Here is an 18,319-nt window from a genome sequence, read left to right on the forward strand (position 1 = left end):
GGGTAACTTTGATGACAGCCGACACAAAGCAATTGACCCTACTCATCTCACTTTTACTTGTTTGGAGCTGCCTTGCTATTCCAGTATCTGCTTTGACCGAAGTCCGTGAACAGGGGCGGGAGAAGGGATCAACTGAGCTACCGGTGGTCATTGCCAACCAGCGTGAGAAGCTGCGTAGCGCCCGGCTTGCGATCAAGCACAACAACCAGCATCAGCTACGAGAGTTGAAAAACCAACTAAAAAACTATCCGCTGGCTCCGTATCTTGAATATTGGGCCATCAGCAGAAAGTTACGCCAACTGCCCTTAAAAGAAATTGACCAATTTCTGACCGAAAATGAAAGCAGCGCTATAGGTGACTGGATGCGGGTCAGGCTACTTAAAGAGCTTGGCAAACAACGCAAATTTGACACTTTCTTAAACTACTACGAACCTGAGAAAAATAATCGCGCCAGTCTGCGCTGTTATTACGCCGATGCTCTAAGCCGTAACGGCAGCAAGGAAGAGGCCTACCGTCTTGTAGGAGAACTTTGGCTGGTTGGGCACTCCCAAGCTAAGGAGTGTGACCCAGTCTTTACCCGCTGGATACGAGATGGAGGCCTCACTCAGGATATGGCCTGGAAACGCCACCTACTCGCGATTAAAGAGGGGAACTTGCCGCTTGCAGCCTATATCTCCAGGAAGATGGAGGATTCCTATAGCCGCAAAGCAGCGCTATTACGCGAAGTGCACAAGTCCCCCAAACAATTGCTCAACTATTCCAAATTTCTAGGCAACCCAAAGCAAAATAAAGATATTATCCTGCACGGTTTACTCAGGTTGGCCCGCAAAGATGCAGCAAGCGCTGAACAAGCTTGGCAGCGCTACAGTGCCAGCCTTCTGTTCAGTGATGCGGAACAGAATGACATGCTCCGTCACTTGGCGCGTCAATATGCACGTCAAGAGGATATGCCCGGCCTGTTACGCCTGACAAAAAGACACACGATCAACGATAATCGCTCTATCGAGTGGCTAGCGCGGCAGTCGCTACGGGAGCTGGACTGGGAACAAGTCGCATTCTGGATCGACAGACTACCTCAAGAAACTCAACAGCATGACCGCTGGCTCTACTGGAAAGCCCGCTCATTGGATGAGCTCTATGGCAAAGAGCGATCAGAGGCTTCCTCAGTCCTATACCGCAAAGCCGCGCGGGAACGCAGTTATTATGGTTTTCTCGCCGCCGATGCTCTGGGACAGAATTACAGCTTCGTTCACCGTCCCGCCCCAATCACACCAGTGCAAGTAAAAGAGATGGCTAATCGCCCCGGCCTACAGCGTGCCCGCGAGTTACAAGCTATTGGTGAACTCTTTCACGCGCGCAGGGAGTGGAGTTATGCCACTAGAGCCATGAGTCATGAAGAGCTACTTGCAGCCGGCAAGGTCGCCAGTGCCTGGGGCTGGTATCACAAATCCATACAGTCAGTACTCGCGGCCGACTACTTAGATGACCTGGAATTGCGCTTCCCCCTGGCCTTTGCGGATATAGTGCGCGATGTCAGTGCCCAGATTGGTCAACAAAGCACGCCACTTGAGCCTTACATGATCTATGCAGTTGCACGCCAGGAAAGCCATTTTAGCCACGATGCAAAATCCAATTCCGGCGCCCTGGGACTAATGCAGTTACTCCCCTCCACCGCCCGTGCCACAGCACGGCGTGCCGGAGTGCGTTACCGTCGCAGTTGGGATTTACTGAGCCCCAGTACCAATATTGCTTTGGGTAGTTTTTACCTGAGCACCTTGCTCAACCGATTTGATAATAATCGATTCCTCGCTGCCGCTGCCTATAATGCGGGACCAACCCGGGTAGCGAAATGGCTGAAAGAAACCCGCAAACGCCTGCCTCACGATGTCTGGATTGAAACTATCCCCTACAGTGAAACGCGCAACTACGTACAAAATGTACTGGCTTATACGGTAATTTACGCTTATCGCAGCGGTACCAAATTGCAACTACTCAGGGAGAACGAGTCCCGGACCAAACTCTGATTAAATTAAGCGTTGCGCTAGCCACTCATCCAGTTGAGACTGGCTGAATGGCCAAGCGCGTACATCATCAGGGTTGCCAAGGCCAACGACTGGAATTGACAAACGAAATCGCTCAAAGAGTTCATCATCATCGGCGATATCAACCTCCTTCAGTCGCAACCCATACTGTTTAAGCAAAGGCCAAATTTCCAACTTGGCCTTTTCGCACAAGGTGCAACCAAGGGTGGTATAAAGCATCAACTCAGCAGATGCACTCATCAGATAACCCCCTGGGTATTCGCCCAATAATAAGCAGCCGCACTCGCTACCGATAATAAAATCAGGCCCAAAAATCGAATACCTGGCCTGCGATCGGTCTCATTACTTATGGGAATATCTTGCAGTTCACCGCCCGGAGTAACAAAAGAGGGCTGGGTAACATCTACAGCCTCCGAACCGCCAGAGGGCATTGCAACAGGCTTCATGATCTCCAACTCCGGGAGGGCCGGACGCACTGCAGTCCGATCAATATCATCTGTGGGCCCTACTACAGAAAAACTGAGAGTATCAAAGCGCAGATCATCGCCTCTGCGCACACGACACTCTGTGATTCTTCGGTTGTTAACATAAGTCCCATTCGCCGAACCAAGGTCGACAACAAACAGTAACCCCTCCCGCACTTCCAAACGAGCGTGGCGACGTGATAAATGGGATAGTGAAAAGGCGATGTCGCACTCATCCGAGCGGCCAATAACCGAGCTGTCTTTCACCGGGAAAACCTTACCGGCAATAGCTCGGTGATTCGCCCGCAATGCCCAGGCCACATTTTTAGCCCCAGCAGATTTAAGTTTAGTCACTTTGGGGTCAATAATTTTAAGTATACGGGTACCAACTGTGATTTGATCATCAAGTTTTAACCGGCAAGCAGCCTCTATAGGTTTGCCGTTGACCAGAACCCGGGAGCCTCCAGAAGTGTTGCCGAGAGTTAATTGCTCTCCCTTTACCACGATTTTCAAGTGCAGCTTCGCTACGGAGTCGTCAGCAATAGAGAAGTCACAGCCTTGATCACGTCCTACAGTTACTCCAGGTGAAACCAGCCAAACACTCTGGCTCGGGTCTTTTACATCACAAAGTTTGAGCATTGTTATCGCTCCTCAGCCCGAAATAGACATTAAAAAATAGGCGCTATCCCAGCAAAATTGCTTTAAAACGAGGCACTGTAAGCAGCTGTAATAAGCCCTTTTTAGAGTTGCTAATGATTTTAACATGGGCGATATCATTAGCGTGTGATTGGGTTTGCAGCTTACTGCGGCACAAAAGTCTAGTATTCAGCCAATACAGGGATGACCATTGTCGCTGTCACAGGTGTGGTTATTTAAAGTACACTTGCAGCATCATATGAAAGAGATAGTCGGCCTTAGAGCTGGCCATCACCATCGATCGAATTGAGAATACATTACAGGTAGTTGCACGCCAGTGAGTGAAGCCAAAGTACGCGAAGTATCGCGGCAAAGCGAAGTAGTTCAGCGCACACCAGGCACTATACGTAGTGCAGGCTCCACCCATCCTGGCTACCGGCGTGAACAGAATGAAGATGCCTACTGGGCAGATGAGCAGAAAGGCATTTGGGTTGTTGCTGATGGCCTCGGCGGCCATCATGCTGGAGAGCTTGCCAGTAAAACTGTCGTAGAGGAAATTGCCCAGTCCGCCTCTACCGACCGCCACTACGAACGAGCGTTGCAGAAAGCCCACGCCCTACTCCTAGGCGACGAACATAGTACCGCCAATATGGGATCGACTGCTGTTGTTCTCGCCGAGGAAGGAGATTACTTTCATATTTACTGGGTAGGCGATAGTCGCGCCTATTTATGGACGCCAAATGAGCAAAATGGTGAGTTCAGCCAGTTAACCAGTGACCACTCCTATGTCCAGATGCTCATGGACTCAGGCGCAATAAATTCTGAAGAAGCAGCTAATCATCCTAACCGCCATGTAATCACACGATGTATCGGTGGCAGTACTAACCCCAAATTAGAAGTAGATCGAGTTTCCTATCGCTGGGCCGCGGGTCAAAAACTACTCCTCTGCAGCGATGGCCTGAGCTCGGAAGTGGCAAATGAGAAGATTACACGAATCATCGCAGAGAATACCGATAATCAACGGATAGTAGATCTTCTTATCAGCGCCGCCCTTGACGCTGGTGGCAAAGACAACATAACCGTACAAATTATAGACGCCCCTCCCCAAGCCCCCACTTTCATAACGAACCCCAACATTCCCCCAGAGGATTTCGACCAAGCCCGTGAAGTGGAGGCAAACAAGAAAAAAATCTGGCAAATTCTGTCAGCCTTACTTATTGCTGCGGGAACCATTGTTACCCTGGCAATTGGGCTTCCCCACCTGATGTGACTGAGCAGCAGCACATAATGGAAGCCATTAATGGCGGCAACTCGCCGCTGCAAATACCTGGCTATCGAATCGTCAGAAAAATAAATCAGGGCGGTATGTCCACAGTGTATTTGGCGATCCAACGTAGCGTAGGACGCCAGGTGGCCCTGAAGGTTATGTCACCGGTTTTGAATGCCGACCCCATTTTTAGCGAGCGCTTTCAGCGAGAAGCCAACATTGTCGGGCAACTGTCTCACCCCAATATTGTTGGCATTCACGATATCGGCCGCTATCGCAGTCTCAACTATATCGCCATGGACTATATGCCAGGCGGTTCAGTATCCGAACGACTTGCAAAAGGTCCACTGGATCCGCTGGAGGCCCTAAATGTCGTGCGACAGATCGCTATGGCATTAGACCACTCCCATAGCAAAGGCTACGTGCATCGGGATCTCAAGCCAGAGAATATCCTGTTTCGGGAGGACGGCTCTGCAGTACTGAGCGATTTCGGAGTAGCACGGGCTGTGGCTCACACCACTCGTATGACCAATAGCGGCATGGTGGTGGGAACACCCTATTATATGAGCCCAGAGCAGGCCCGCGGTGCTGCTATCGACGGCCGTGCAGACTTGTACAGTCTCGGTATAGTTTTTTACGAAATGTTAACCGGTGCAGTACCTTACCAAGCTGAAGAAGCCGTGGCCATTGCTATCAAGCACCTCACCGACCCTATTCCCAAATTGCCGGCGCGCCACGCGCTGTACCAACCGTTAATTGAACAATTCCTCGCTAAAGACCCCAGTAGACGATTTCAACGCGGGTTGGATGTGGCAGATGCCTCAGACCAATTGGTTGCTACGCTTGCTGGCAAACCAGGCCACCAAATTAGCCAATTGAATAATGCTTCCCTCGGCGTATCCAGCCTGGCTCGCGCCCTGCTACTCACTTTATTCAGCAGCCTCGGTGATCGTTTAACCAGCCTATTGCAAACGAAATCAAATCCAGAGAGTACAAACCCAGGGCGCACAGAGCAGGATACTCTGGTACGCCTACGTCAGCTACTCAGTGAACCTAGCAGGCATAGACGCCCCTGGCTTATGAGCGGAGTCCTCACTGCTTCCCTGATTATCTTTTTGGGTATTTTCAGTCTGATCAGCGCTAATACCCATTGGCGAACTGGGTTGCCATTTTTAGATGGGGCCGGCGATTTCTCAGCCAATCTCCTCGGAATCAATACTCTCGGAGACCAAAACACTAGCTTCGCCGAAAACGACACTGCCGAATCGGCAAGGGGGATCATCCTGCCTACCGATTCACCCTCCCCGTCAGCAAGCTTTAGCCAGGAGCCGCACGGAACAAATCAAGTTTCGAAAACCTCCACGTCAGAGGCTTCCAGTGCATTAATTTTACCTGAGGGACCAGAAAACACTTTTACTGAAGAAGTACCACGCGAAAAACAAAACCCAAAATCTTTCGCTCTTAATGTCAATACAATTCCCACGGATACGCGTATTCGTATCATGAACATTGCTCCGCGCTATGAGCCGGGAATTCAGCTGGAACCAGGAAGATATGACCTGGAAATAAGTAAAAAAGGATTTACCAAGGTTCGCCGCTGGATCGAAATTGAGGATCGGGATATTGCACTATCGATAAAACTCAATAAAGCCTACTTTGCTGGCAAAAAAATTCGCTCCAATTTATCTTCAGGGGGCCAGGGCCCCAAAATGGTGGTTGTAGGCGCAGGCAGCTTTACTATGGGCAGCAATCGATATAGTTTCAGTAGCCCTGCTCACCAAGTGAAAATTGAAAAAGCATTTGCCATATCCACTCATGAAATTACCTTCGACGAGTATGATCGCTTTGCGCTTGCCACCGGTAACGCCCAACCAAATGATACTGGCTGGGGTCGCAAAGGCAGGCCGGTTATCAATGTGAGTTGGCAAGATGCCCAGAGATATGTCGAATGGCTATCCAGGGAGACAGGACTTAAATACCGGTTAGCCTCCGAAGCTGAATGGGAGTATGCAGCAAGAGGTAACAGCACTCAGCCACTCTGGTGGGGGAGCAGTGATGCACGCGGTAAGGCTAATTGTCGACGTGGTTGCAATAGCGAATTCAATAACCTGTTTAGTGCGAAAACAGGGCCAACAGGCCACTACCAGGCCAATCCATTTGGATTATTTGACACGGCAGGCAATGTTGCAGAATGGGTTCAGGACTGTTACCAACCTGGCTACGATATAAATCAGAACAGCGCCCGCCCACTGGAAATGGCCAATTGCAAGCTACGCAGTGTTCGCGGGGGATCAATGCGTGATCCGGCAAACAAAATTGGAGCAGATTACCGCAAGGGGCTTAATGACCACAGCCGCAACAAAGATGTTGGCATTCGAGTGGTAATGGAACTCAACTGAATAAATACCCTAAGAAATAAAAAAGCCCGAGTGATTTTCTCTCTCGGGCTTTAAGTAAAATTAGAGCTTCGCTGGCCACCTGCTACTGATGTGTAGACCGAATCTCCCACACATTATGAATCTTCGGATTTCTTTGGAAATCCTTATCCAGCAACTGCAGGCACTTAACAGAAAAGTCCCTGGTTACATCCTCATCCATCCTAAAGCTGCGCAGGTTATTAGAAAAAACCAAGGTTCCCCCCGGTGCCAGTAAAGCCATACATTGGCGTACCAGCTTCCCGTGGTCGCGCTGGACATCCAATACTCCACGCATCTTGGCAGAATTAGAGAAACTCGGGGGGTCAAGGAAGATAAGGTCGTAGTGTCCTTTACGATTTTGCTGTGCTGACATCAGCCACTGCAAGCAGTCCGCCTCTACCAGTTGGTGTTTGTAGGGGTCCATATTATTCGCACGGAAATTACGCGCAGCCCAGGCTTGATATGTTCTAGACATATCCACACTAGTACTCTGCACACAGCCCCCCCTGGCTGCCTGTACAGTCGCACTGGCGGTGTAGCAGAACAAATTTAAAAACTTCTTACCAGAGGCTAGTTCACGCAGATACTTGCGCACAGGACGATGATCGAGGAACAGCCCAGTATCGAGATAGCTCCACAAGTCGACTTCAAACTCTGCACCATACTCTCGCACCCACAGAGTAGTTCCCGCTTTTGCCTGCTTCTGGTACTGGCCACCTCCCTTTTGTCCACTCTTGTGACTATGGCGACGTCTCTCTTTGATACTGATATTTGCACGGGGCAACTCCAGAACACACTGAACAGCTCGAAGCAAATCACGCAGTCGATTACGGGCTTTTCCTTCATCAATACTGGCCGGAGGGCGATACTCCTGAAGGTGCGCATACAGAGTTCCATCTATGGTTTTGTACAAATCCACCGCCGCTGAATACTCAGGTAAATCTGCATCGTAAAGGCGGTAGCAATCAACACCATTTCTGTTTGCCCATTTGCCGGTAGTTCGCAGATTTTTACGCAGGCGGTTGGCCACCATTTCAGCCTCGACGGACAGCTTACGCGCTCTGTCAGTCGCTTGGCCCGATTCACTCTGCTGGTGTACTTGGAATAGCAATAATTGGCTGGGGATACTGCCGTTATATAGCTGGTAATGTTTATGAGAACGCAACCCGGTGGAGTAGCCCAATTCGGGATTACCAGTGAAAACACCAACCTGCCAACCGGCAAATTCCGACTTTAGTTGGCGACCCAGCTCCGCATAAGTTTCGCGCAGGGCCTCTTGCTCACCCAGGCGCTCGCCATAGGGCGGGTTGGTCAGCACCAAACCGGGTTTAACCTCTCGATGGCTTGGCACCTTAAAGGACCCTACAGGGCGACAGCTAACTCTAACCTGGCGCTCAAGGCCCGCCCGGTCGATGTTAGCTTCGGCAGCAAATAGCACCTTCGCATCCGCATCATAGCCACGAATCTCCGGCAGTTTCTTTTCCATGCCTGCGGCGCGGCGCTGTAGTGCTTCCTCCCGCAGGTTATTCCAGATATCACTTTGATGATTGAGCCAACGCTCAAAACCAAAGCTCTCTCGAAAGAGCCCTGGAGCGATATCTGCCGCAATCATGGCTGCCTCAATCAGAATGGTGCCAGAACCACACATTGGATCCAGCAGCGCTCCCCCATCAGCTGCGATCTGAGGCCATCGAGAACGCAAAAGCAACGCCGCAGCCAGGTTTTCCTTCAAGGGTGCCGCGCCAATATGGGTTCTATAACCTCTTTTGTGCAAGCTATCACCACTGAGATCGACAGCAATATCTAACCTGTCGCGGTTGAGACGTAAAGCCACCGTGAGATCTGGATGATGTTTATCAATTGTTGGTCTGGCACCGGTCTGGTTACGCAGGCGATCGACAATGGCATCCTTGGTCTTTTGTGCGCCAAACTGGCTATTGCGAATCTCACGGTTTGTCCCCGAAAACTGCAGCCAAAGCTTGCCAGACGGCCGGATATGTTGTTCCCAGGGCTGTGCAGCAACGGCCCGATACAAGTCATCTGCACTGCTGATACGAACTTGCTCCAGTTGCAACAAAATACGATTCGCCAGGCGACTCCAGAGGCAACAACGATAGGCTACCTCAAGAGAGCCAGAGAAATGCACTGCCGCAGGCTGCTCCCGCCTGATATCAGCACCTAGAGTGCGCAATTCCCCGACAAGTAAGCTCTCCAAGCCTTTGGGACAAGTCGCAGTAAACTGAAATTCTTCCATATGAGGGTCTGTCAAAACTATTACTCAATTAACCCCTGCAAAATGGGGGATTTCGCACCTGTAGGTGCCAATTTGAAAAAGAGGTTGCGCAGCCATCAGAAAATTGGGGTCACCTTCCTCTCAGCTATTTAAAATCGCCACCTTTCTGGCGCGATTATCCCATTTTGGCTCGGCTCCGCCTACGCCAGGCGCCTCCTGGAACACAGTGTCCATTTAGTCATATGATTTTTTATGCCCAAATTAATACCACTCACAGGTTACTGAGTCAGATTTTCCGATCGCCCCACCTTCACAGTATTCTTGGAATGTGGAGGAGTGACAGGAATCGTACGTGGCTGCCCGAAGGAAAGATTCACTAGACTCAAAATATCGATGCAATAAAACTGTAACGAGCATCCATCACGCCGCGTAGCAATCCGAACATCTACAAGCAGAGGTGCCGTATTGATGAGACGCCAAAAACGCAATCACGCCGACAGGGCCTTCTACAAGGGTTATTTGGCCGCCCTAAACAATAAGTCCATTGACAGCTGCCCTTTTGTCGAAAGCGATCCCCATCAGGAATGGGTAAACGGCTGGCGTGAAGGGCGGGAAGACTACTGGAACGGCTTTGATAGGATTACAAAGGCGCAAAAATTGGAGATCTATGGCGCTATTTCCACCGATATTCAGTATCCCGATGGGTGGAGTACTATTTAGAACACATAACCTGAGCGTTTATCTACAAAACCAAGCCCAAAATAGATAGCGCGCCTCTATGCAGGCGCGCTAAACATTTGCTCACCACCCAGCTCAATCAGAATTTCTCAGGCTGGGCGCTTCGACCTCTAATCATCTTCCGAGCGACGGCGGCGCTCCAGCGCAATAGCCTCCACTGCCTCACGAATCAGCCTAGGCCCACGGTAAATAAATCCGGTATATACCTGTACAGCTGTAGCCCCAGCGCGAATTTTCTCAGCAGCACTATCCCCATCGAAAATGCCACCAACACCAATAATTGGTATCTGCTTTTCCAAGGCCTCGGATAGCTGGGCAATCACCTGGGTGGAACGCTGCTGCAGTGGCTTGCCACTAAGTCCCCCCTCCTCCGTACCATGCGGCAGATTGGAAACCAATGATTTATCGATAGTCGTATTGGTCGCGATTACACCGTCAATGCTGTATTCACACAGCGCTTCGGCAATCTGCGCAATGGCATCACCATCCATATCCGGAGCAATCTTCACAGCCACCGGCACATAGCGGTCACTCTTTTGAGCTAACTGCATCTGCTTGTCTTTGATACTTCCCAGTAACCGGTTGAGGCTGTCGCCAAACTGCAGGTCGCGCAGTCCCTTGGTATTGGGAGAGGATACATTGGCAGTAATGTAATCGGCATAGCGATAGACTTTCTCCATGCACAGACAGTAGTCATCTGCGGCCTTCTCCACCGGTGTATCGAAGTTCTTGCCCACATTGATACCCAGTACACCTTTGTAGCGGCGATGTTTTACACGCTCGATCAGGTAATCAACGCCAAGGTTATTGAACCCCATGCGATTAATAATGGCGTCAGCCTCTTCTACTCGAAACAATCGCGGTAGAGGGTTGCCGGGCTGTGGCCGGGGAGTCACAGTCCCCACCTCTACAAAACCAAAGCCCAAAGCCCCTAATCCGTTGAAAGCCTGCGCATTCTTGTCCAGACCTGCGGCCAGTCCCACAGGGTTGGGCAGGGTCAACCCCATCAGCTCTACCGGATCGTGCGCTATCGGCTTCTTAAACAGGGACATTAAGCCGAGGCGCTCGGCGGCACCGATCGCATCCAATGAGAGGTGGTGGGCCCGCTCAGGGTCGAGCGCAAACAAAGCTTTACGCAGAGTCGAATACATACCTTTCCTTAAATAGGAGCCAGCCCCACCCACCAGATGGCAACAAGTGGAGCCATGTGTTTTAGCATACAAACGAGAGGCCACCCAAGGGTGGCCTCTCAGCAAGCCTGGCTAGCTTACTCTGCCAGATCTTCGCGATCAGCAGTGGCATGGGCGAGGTACATTAACTCGCGCAGGGCCACGGTGAACATCGCAAAATCACTGACAGCGGAAGCCTTCAACTCGGCAATCATATTGTGCCAACGCTGAATAGCTGGCGCCATGATAGCGCTCCAGCGCGACATTGCACTATCTACATCCAATTTCTCATCGCCGGCCAAGCGCATAATGTTCACTGCCAGCGTCGAGAGTTGGCTATCCAGATCATCCATACTGGTTTCCCTGGCCTGTGCCTGCCAGAAACTATCCACCGGCAAATCCACGATCAGATTACCAAACCAGTGCAAATTCAACTCATCAGAGAGCCTGAAATAGACAGTGGCCACCTCTTCTACCGGTCTCTCGCTGGCGCGGGCCGACTCGGAAATACCGAGGGCTGAGTACAGATAAGTGGGTGATGCCGACAATAGCGCCAAAGATTCTGGTACCCCTGCCTCCAGCAGCTTCTGGTAACGCTGCTCCCATTCGGTGAGAGGGTCGCCGCTCAAGACTTTTGGCAAAGCCTTGATTACCCGCTGCACCGACTCCTGGAACAACTCGCAGTTTTGTGCAGGCTCCAGCTCACTGCGACGATTGCGCAGGAACCAGCGCGTAGCGCGTCGAACCCGGCCGATCATTGAATTCAGCAGTTCAGTTTGCAGCTCAGCGGGCACTTTGTAATCCAGTTCCGCCAGCTGCTCCTGAAACTCCGGCATTTTGTAGACATCGCGGGCACTGACATAAGCTGCTGCAACATCATTTACATCTGCGCCGGTAGCCGTACTGATGCGGTTATAAAAGGTAATACCCATACTGTTGACCAGTTCGTTGGCCACCTGGGTGGATACTATCTGGCGCAAGAGTGGATGCTCGTAAACCTGCTCTTTATAGCGCTTAACCAGCTCTGCCGGGAAGGCGGACTCTACAGCTTCGCGCACGCGGGGGTTGTCGGTAATCTCTGCGCCTTGCAATTCCTCTTTGAGCTTCACCTTCACATAGGAGATCAATACCGACAGTTCTGGCCTTGTTAGGGTCTGCCCTTTGTGCACGCGTTCAGAAATCTGTTCATTGTCAGGGATAAACTCCAATGCGCGATTCAGACGGCCATCATCCTCAAGCGTGTTAATCGTGCGGCGATATTCATCCAAGCGCTTGGAAACCTGGTACTCAGCCACGCTCAAGGCTCGAGTCTGATCATAGTTATTGTGCAGCACAAGATCGCTCACAGAGTCAGTCATGCCATGCAGCAACTGGTTTCGCTGTTTGTCGGTCAGGTCTCCACTAGCCACAACCTTATCGAGCAGAATCTTGATATTCACTTCGTGGTCCGAGCAGTCCACGCCGGCAGCATTGTCAATAAAGTCGGTATTACAGCGACCACCATTAAGCGCAAATTCAATTCGCCCGCGTTGGGTCATACCCAAATTACCACCCTCACCAAAGACCTTGGCACGCAGCTCAAGACCATTCACGCGCAAGTGGTCATTGGACTTGTCCCCAACTTCTGCATCTGATTCGGTAGCTGCTTTAACATAAGTGCCAATACCACCGTTCCAGATTAAATCTACCGGTGCTCGCAGCAGCGCACTAATCAACTCATTGGGTGTAAGTTGATTTTCTTTAATATCGAAGGCTTCCTTCATCTCCGGAGAAATCTTGATTGCCTTTACACGGCGCTCAAAGATACCGCCACCTTTTGAGATCAGGTCACGGTTATAATCGCGCCAACTTGAGCGCGGCAAATCAAATAAGCGCTTGCGCTCTTCAAAACTCGAGGCGGCATCCGGGCTTGGGTCAATAAAAATATGCATGTGGTTGAAAGCGGCTTTCAGGCGAATATGTTCAGACAGCAACATGCCATTACCGAACACATCCCCTCCCATATCACCGATTCCCACTACGGAAAAGTCCTCTCGCTGGACATCCACTCCCATTTCACGGAAGTGTCTCTGTACCGACACCCAGGCACCCCGGGCGGTGATTCCCATTTTCTTATGGTCATACCCCTGGCTACCACCTGAGGCAAAGGCATCGCCCAACCAAAAGCCATAATCCTCAGCGATGCCATTGGCAATATCAGAGAAAGTTGCAGTTCCCTTATCGGCAGCCACGACCAGGTAAGGATCATCCTCGTCTCGGCGCACCACCAGCTTAGGCGGCACTATCTCACCATCTTTCAGGTTATCGGTAATATCCAATAATCCACGGATAAATGTTTTGTAGCAGGCAATACCCTCTTCCATCAGAGCTTCGCGACTGCCGTCCGCCGGCGGACGACGCATCACAAAGCCTCCCTTCGCTCCGCTGGGCACAATCACTGCATTTTTTACTGCCTGGGCTTTAACCAGCCCTAGCACTTCTGTACGGAAATCTTCCAAGCGATCCGACCAGCGCAGGCCACCGCGCGCCACCTTACTGCCACGTAGATGCACCCCCTCTACCCTCGGCGAGTAGACAAAAATTTCAAATTCAGGACGTGGCTCCGGGATACCGGGAATATCCCGCGGGCTGAATTTAATTGAGATGTAATCTTTAGGCTCACCCTCTGCGTCAGTCTGGAAGAAGTTGGTACGCAAAGTCGCAAGTATCAGCTCCAGATAGCGGCGCAACACCAGGTCTTCATTCAGGTTTTCGACACTATCGAGATTGTCGTGAATCTTGCTAATCAAACGCTCAACCCGTGTCTGCTCCTGCTTGCCTGTGCTGAGTCGCGGATCAAACAGGGCACGGAAAAGAGCTACCAGGTTGCGGGTGATTTCCACGTGGTTGGCAAGAGTCGCGGCAATATAACTCTGACTGGCACTGGATTTGGTCTGCTTGAGGTAGCGAGCGTAAGCTCTCAGCATGGATACTTCGCGCCAGTTCAAACGCGCGGCAAGTACCAGGCGATTAAAGGCATCACTCTCGGCGGTATGATTCCAAATAGCGGCAAAGGCGTCCTGGAATAAACCCCGGGATGCCTGTGCATCAATCTTGGTGGGCAAACCGAACTCCAGGTGGAATTCGTGCATCCATACATCGGTCCCACCACAGGGACGAATGGTATAGGGGAATTCACCAATTACCCTTAAGCCGAGGTTCTCCAACACAGGGATTACATCCGAAAGAGTGAGGCCGCTACCCCAGTTAAACACTTTAAAACGCAGGCTGCCCTGGGCCGCACCAACCGGCTGGTAAAAACTCATTGCCACCCGATTATTTTCACTGAGCCCTTGGATCGCAGCTACATCCTGTACGGCAATTCGCGGCTCAAAATCCTCGCGGTAGCCAGCGGGGAAGGCACGGCCAAAGATGCGGAAAAGACGATTGCCCTCTTCCTCACCGCTGCTGTCAATAAGTGATCTCTGAAATACATCTTCCCAGGAGCGGGTTATATCCACAATCTGCGCCTCCAACAGCGCCACATCTATATCTACAGGCTCATCGGGTGAAACACGGAAAACAAAGTGCACCCGGGCGAGAATCGACTCGGAAAAAAAGGTAGTGAAGTCTGAATCCTTGGCCTTGATCGCCTTGGCAATATGGGAGCAAATCAGTTCACGCACACTACTGCTGAACTGCTCCCGCGGTACATACACTGTTGCAGTGACAAATTTGCCGAATGGATCGCGACGCATAAACAAGCGGATATGCGCGCGTTCATTTAAGCTCAGCACCCCCATGACTACATCGAATAACTCCTGGGTACTGCCCTGGAACAATTCATCGCGGGGAAAAGTATCCAGAATCCTACGCAGTGCCTTACCGTCGTGACCATGACCGGAAAGACCACTGGACTCAATCATAGAAGCCATCTTGCGGCGTATAATCGGTATTTTCGCCGGGCTTTCAGTGTAAACCGGAGAGGTATAGAGCCCCATAAAGGCAGACTCTCCAATCACCTCACCTTCAGCGTTATAGCGTTTGACCATCACATAGTCAGAATAAGCACTGCGATGCACTCGGGATTTAACTGAGGACTTGGCAAAAGTTAAGTAGTTGGGGCCTTGATAAAAGCGCTGCTTACCTTCGCTAAACGCTGTCTCAGGCATGGGGGCTGCAGCTTCTTCCAGCTTTTTGAAAATCCCCAGGCGGCGATCTTCCACCTCGCTGAGAATTTTCTTATCGCCTACCTGGCTAAACTCATATTCCCGATACCCAAGAAACGTGAAGTTGCCATCTCGCATCCATTGCATGAAGGCACAAGCCTCCAGCAAATTAGTTTCATCTTCGGATAGCCCCGCACGCAACTGGCCCTCCATCGCACTACAGGTCTCGAGCATTGGCGCGTAATCATCGACCACCAGCTCTACATCGCCAAGTATATCCTTTAATGCCGACGACAAACTGGAGGCAAACTCTGTTGAGGTATCGTGATTTACCTCAATATAAATCAGCGCCTCATTGAGCAACTTAGAGCCCTTGGCGGGTTTGTGCTCTTTTCCTGAAACGTGCTCATAAGAGAGATCGAGAGATTCATCGCGGGGCGGAAGCAAGTGCTTCAATTTACCGCCGGCATTGCGCTCAAGATGCAAGACTGTGCTCTTGATCGAGTGAATAACCGTATTTCTTTGGTTGACCTCCATACGTACCGAGTCAACCAGAAATGGCATATCTCGTACAAGGATGCCAATCACCGTATGTGAACACTCCCAGCCATCATCCTCCAGACGCGGATTGAAGATACGCACCTTAGGTAAATCATCTGAGCGCTGCTGAATAAAGTTCCACCAGGAATAGATGCAACCGTAAACATCCACCAAGCGCCGGCCTTCCAGGTCCTCCAGTGGATACTGGTGCAGGAACTGCTGCGCAAAAGCCACAACAGGCTCCGCTTCACTCGCCAGCTTGTCACGAATCAGCTCACAAATTTGTGCCACCAATTCCTCACGGCTATCGGTAATCACCGTCGCCATATTCACGGGGAACCTCCCAATCTCATTTTTGTCACATCGAATCCAAAGACTGTAGATCCGAAAAGATAGTCATCTCATCCCCTGTGTGCTGCAGGAGAGAGTCCTAAAAATTAAACTTTCACTTAGCCTTCGGGAAGGCACCAGAGCCTCCTCGAATTATGTCGCTTAACAAGTGTGTGCGTGCTCAGTGGTTGCCTCTTCATCTGATGCCGCTAAAATCGACGTGCCCCACCTTCTTGGCGGCGACTATATATAAAAGATGGTAGATAGCCACCCAAATCGACAGGGTAGGCGCAATCGCAAAAGAAGAGACGCTATGGAAGCAAACCGGAATTTCAGAGATCGCATTATCGCATTGGGCAACTGGCTGGAAGAGCAGATTATCGGTCAGGAGACACTGGTTAATCGCATATTGATTGCCTTGCTTGCGGATGGCCACCTGCTGGTTGAGGGCGCCCCAGGCCTCGCCAAAACCAAGGCGATTAAAACATTGGGTGAAGCTATTGAGGGAGACTTCCATCGCGTTCAATTTACGCCAGATCTGCTACCGGCAGATATTACCGGCACCGACATCTACAGGCCGGAAACCGGAGAGTTCCATTTTCAACCCGGACCGGTATTTCACAACCTGATCCTGGCCGATGAGATAAATCGCGCGCCGGCCAAAGTACAGTCGGCACTGCTGGAGGCCATGGCCGAGCGACAGATCAGTGTAGGCCGAAAAACCTATCCGCTACCGCAATTATTTTTGGTGATGGCCACCCAAAACCCTATTGAGCAGGAGGGGACTTATCCTCTACCTGAAGCCCAATTGGACAGATTCCTGATGCAGGTGAATCTTGCCTACCCCAACGCAGAGGCGGAAGCAAAAATCCTGCGGCTGGCCAGATCCGAGGCTACTCTTGGCGAAAATCGCCCCTCAGATATTATTAACCAGGAGACAATTTTCCAGGCCCGCAACCAGATTCTGGAAATGCAGATGGTTGAAGCTGTGGAGACCTATACTGTCCAACTTGTCATTGCTACGCGCGAACCGGCGAAGTATGACAGCGAGCTGGCTTCATGGCTAGATTTTGGTGCCAGTCCGCGAGCAACAATTGCTCTCGACCGCTGTGCACGCGCACGAGCATGGCTCGCAGGCCGAGATTATGTTACACCCGATGATGTTATGGACGTGGCACCAGATATTCTTCGTCACCGCTTGCTGCTTAGCTTTGAGGCCGAGGCCGCTGGTATCACGACCGACCATGTCATCCAACGCCTTCTGCAGCAGGTACCGGCAATCTAATGCACGCGGCAACCTCCCCAACGGAATTCGACTTACGCGGGGCTTACCCAGAGGTGGGCTCACTTGTACAAATGCGATATGTTGCACGCCAGCTGCAATTATTCAAGCCGCGCCTTGTACGTAGCGACCAAGCAGGCAACCTGCTGACTCGCTACCGCGGACGCGGGATGAATTTTGAAGAGGTGCGAGACTATCAGGCTGGCGATGATGTCCGCTCTATCGACTGGCGTGTAACAGCCCGCACAGGAAAAACCCACACCAAGCTTTATCAGGAGGAGAGAGAAAGGCCCGTTATAATCCTTTTGGATCTGCGTTCGCCAATGTTTTTTGGCAGCCATCGAGCCTTCAAGTCTGTCGCTGCAAGTGGAATTGCCGCAGCACTAGGCTGGGCTGGGCTCCAGCACAGCGACCGCATTGGCGCCCTACTTTTTTCCGACCGCGAAATAGATACAGTCAGACCGCGACGCAGTCACCACGCAGTGCTGTCAATGATACATAGAACCGTGGCCAGAGCTGCAGAATTGTGCAGTCCTGTAGCGGAAAGCGGCAGCCAAACCATGAAAAACCTTCTGGAAGAGGCTCGGCGTATCGCCCGCCCCGGTAGCGCTTTATTTCTGATTAGTGACTGCCATGATCTGGATGCCCACTGCTCTCAATCCCTATACCTACTATCGCGACATGCGGATTTACAAGTGATTCGGATTACCGATCCACTAGAGCTACATTTACCGACTCAATCACTCACGATATCCGATGGTCGCCAACGCACATTTCTGAATGCAGGCAACAAGCCCCTGCGCGATCATTTCGCAGAAAAGCAGGCGCAAATACGGACCGACGTCGAACAGCTTTGCCGCCGACACCGATTGCCATTGCTGGATTTTGATAACACCAAGCCCCTAGTGCCTGAGTTGATATCATTCTACGGCTCACGCCAACAAAATGGTTGGCATAAGAATAAAAGGCAGTAGCTGTGAAGGATAAGGATGCAAATGTGTTTTTGGTGCTAGAACTCTATTTCGCAGGTGAGATGGCAAAGCCTTCGATGGG

11 protein-coding genes are annotated in these 18,319 nt (G+C 51.2%); 6 read left to right on the forward strand and 5 right to left on the reverse strand.

Annotated elements, in window-relative coordinates; genetic code table 11:
* The first annotated feature begins 11 nt into the window (after positions 1-11).
* Positions 12-2,024 (forward strand): transglycosylase SLT domain-containing protein, encoded by a 2,013-nt coding sequence (locus G367_RS0110585; RefSeq protein WP_020413106.1) that lies wholly within the window; start codon positions 12-14, stop codon positions 2,022-2,024.
* Here G367_RS0110585 and G367_RS0110590 read toward each other — a convergent pair whose 3' ends face one another.
* Both G367_RS0110590 and G367_RS0110595 read right to left on the reverse strand, forming a co-directional pair.
* The gene (locus G367_RS0110590) at positions 2,025-2,282 is read right to left on the reverse strand and encodes a glutaredoxin family protein (RefSeq protein ID WP_020413107.1); all 258 of its coding nucleotides are present in this window, start codon (positions 2,280-2,282) and stop codon (positions 2,025-2,027) included.
* A complete protein-coding gene (locus G367_RS0110595; RefSeq protein ID WP_020413108.1) occupies positions 2,282-3,145 on the reverse strand; it encodes an FHA domain-containing protein in 864 nt (287 codons plus the stop codon). Before G367_RS0110595 ends, G367_RS0110590 begins: the two co-directional genes overlap by 1 nt.
* Before the next feature lie 334 nt (positions 3,146-3,479).
* Between G367_RS0110595 and G367_RS23600 the strand changes: the two genes are divergently transcribed.
* Positions 3,480-4,412 (forward strand): PP2C family protein-serine/threonine phosphatase, encoded by a 933-nt coding sequence (locus G367_RS23600; protein ID WP_020413109.1) that lies wholly within the window; start codon positions 3,480-3,482, stop codon positions 4,410-4,412.
* 17 nt (positions 4,413-4,429) lie between these two features.
* The gene (locus tag G367_RS0110605; protein WP_040628714.1) at positions 4,430-6,808 is read left to right on the forward strand and encodes a bifunctional serine/threonine-protein kinase/formylglycine-generating enzyme family protein; all 2,379 of its coding nucleotides are present in this window, start codon (positions 4,430-4,432) and stop codon (positions 6,806-6,808) included.
* 82 nt (positions 6,809-6,890) lie between these two features.
* Here G367_RS0110605 and rlmKL read toward each other — a convergent pair whose 3' ends face one another.
* The gene (gene rlmKL, locus G367_RS0110610; protein WP_020413111.1) at positions 6,891-9,080 is read right to left on the reverse strand and encodes a bifunctional 23S rRNA (guanine(2069)-N(7))-methyltransferase RlmK/23S rRNA (guanine(2445)-N(2))-methyltransferase RlmL; all 2,190 of its coding nucleotides are present in this window, start codon (positions 9,078-9,080) and stop codon (positions 6,891-6,893) included.
* 447 nt (positions 9,081-9,527) lie between these two features.
* Here rlmKL and rmf point away from each other — a divergent pair, with 447 nt between their 5' ends.
* Positions 9,528-9,779, forward strand: a complete 252-nt coding sequence (rmf, locus tag G367_RS23605; protein WP_020413112.1) for a ribosome modulation factor — start codon at positions 9,528-9,530, stop codon at positions 9,777-9,779.
* Between the two features lie 128 nt (positions 9,780-9,907).
* On the opposite strand, the gene G367_RS0110620 is transcribed toward rmf, so the two are convergent.
* Positions 9,908-10,948, reverse strand: coding sequence for a quinone-dependent dihydroorotate dehydrogenase (locus G367_RS0110620; RefSeq protein WP_020413113.1), 1,041 nt, complete (start codon positions 10,946-10,948; stop codon positions 9,908-9,910).
* Between the two features lie 116 nt (positions 10,949-11,064).
* The gene (locus G367_RS0110625; RefSeq protein ID WP_040628720.1) at positions 11,065-15,981 is read right to left on the reverse strand and encodes an NAD-glutamate dehydrogenase; all 4,917 of its coding nucleotides are present in this window, start codon (positions 15,979-15,981) and stop codon (positions 11,065-11,067) included.
* Between the two features lie 316 nt (positions 15,982-16,297).
* Here G367_RS0110625 and G367_RS0110630 point away from each other — a divergent pair, with 316 nt between their 5' ends.
* Positions 16,298-17,269, forward strand: a complete 972-nt coding sequence (locus G367_RS0110630; RefSeq protein ID WP_020413115.1) for an AAA family ATPase — start codon at positions 16,298-16,300, stop codon at positions 17,267-17,269.
* Complete coding sequence (locus tag G367_RS0110635; RefSeq protein ID WP_020413116.1) at positions 17,269-18,240, forward strand: DUF58 domain-containing protein; 972 nt, start codon at positions 17,269-17,271, stop codon at positions 18,238-18,240. Before G367_RS0110630 ends, G367_RS0110635 begins: the two co-directional genes overlap by 1 nt.
* Positions 18,241-18,319: the final 79 nt, after the last annotated feature.

This window comes from Microbulbifer variabilis ATCC 700307 (assembly GCF_000380565.1).
In the GTDB taxonomy this organism is placed as follows: domain Bacteria; phylum Pseudomonadota; class Gammaproteobacteria; order Pseudomonadales; family Cellvibrionaceae; genus Microbulbifer; species Microbulbifer variabilis.

Coding starts and splice junctions, on each gene's coding strand:
- G367_RS0110585 (WP_020413106.1), top strand. CDS start 12: ATGACAGCCGACACAAAGCAATTGACCCTACTCATCTCACTTTTACTT.
- G367_RS0110590 (WP_020413107.1), bottom strand. CDS start 2,282: ATGAGTGCATCTGCTGAGTTGATGCTTTATACCACCCTTGGTTGCACC.
- G367_RS0110595 (WP_020413108.1), bottom strand. CDS start 3,145: ATGCTCAAACTTTGTGATGTAAAAGACCCGAGCCAGAGTGTTTGGCTG.
- G367_RS0110605 (WP_040628714.1), top strand. CDS start 4,430: ATGGAAGCCATTAATGGCGGCAACTCGCCGCTGCAAATACCTGGCTAT.
- rlmKL (WP_020413111.1), bottom strand. CDS start 9,080: ATGGAAGAATTTCAGTTTACTGCGACTTGTCCCAAAGGCTTGGAGAGC.
- rmf (WP_020413112.1), top strand. CDS start 9,528: ATGAGACGCCAAAAACGCAATCACGCCGACAGGGCCTTCTACAAGGGT.
- G367_RS0110620 (WP_020413113.1), bottom strand. CDS start 10,948: ATGTATTCGACTCTGCGTAAAGCTTTGTTTGCGCTCGACCCTGAGCGG.
- G367_RS0110625 (WP_040628720.1), bottom strand. CDS start 15,981: ATGGCGACGGTGATTACCGATAGCCGTGAGGAATTGGTGGCACAAATT.
- G367_RS0110630 (WP_020413115.1), top strand. CDS start 16,298: ATGGAAGCAAACCGGAATTTCAGAGATCGCATTATCGCATTGGGCAAC.
- G367_RS0110635 (WP_020413116.1), top strand. CDS start 17,269: ATGCACGCGGCAACCTCCCCAACGGAATTCGACTTACGCGGGGCTTAC.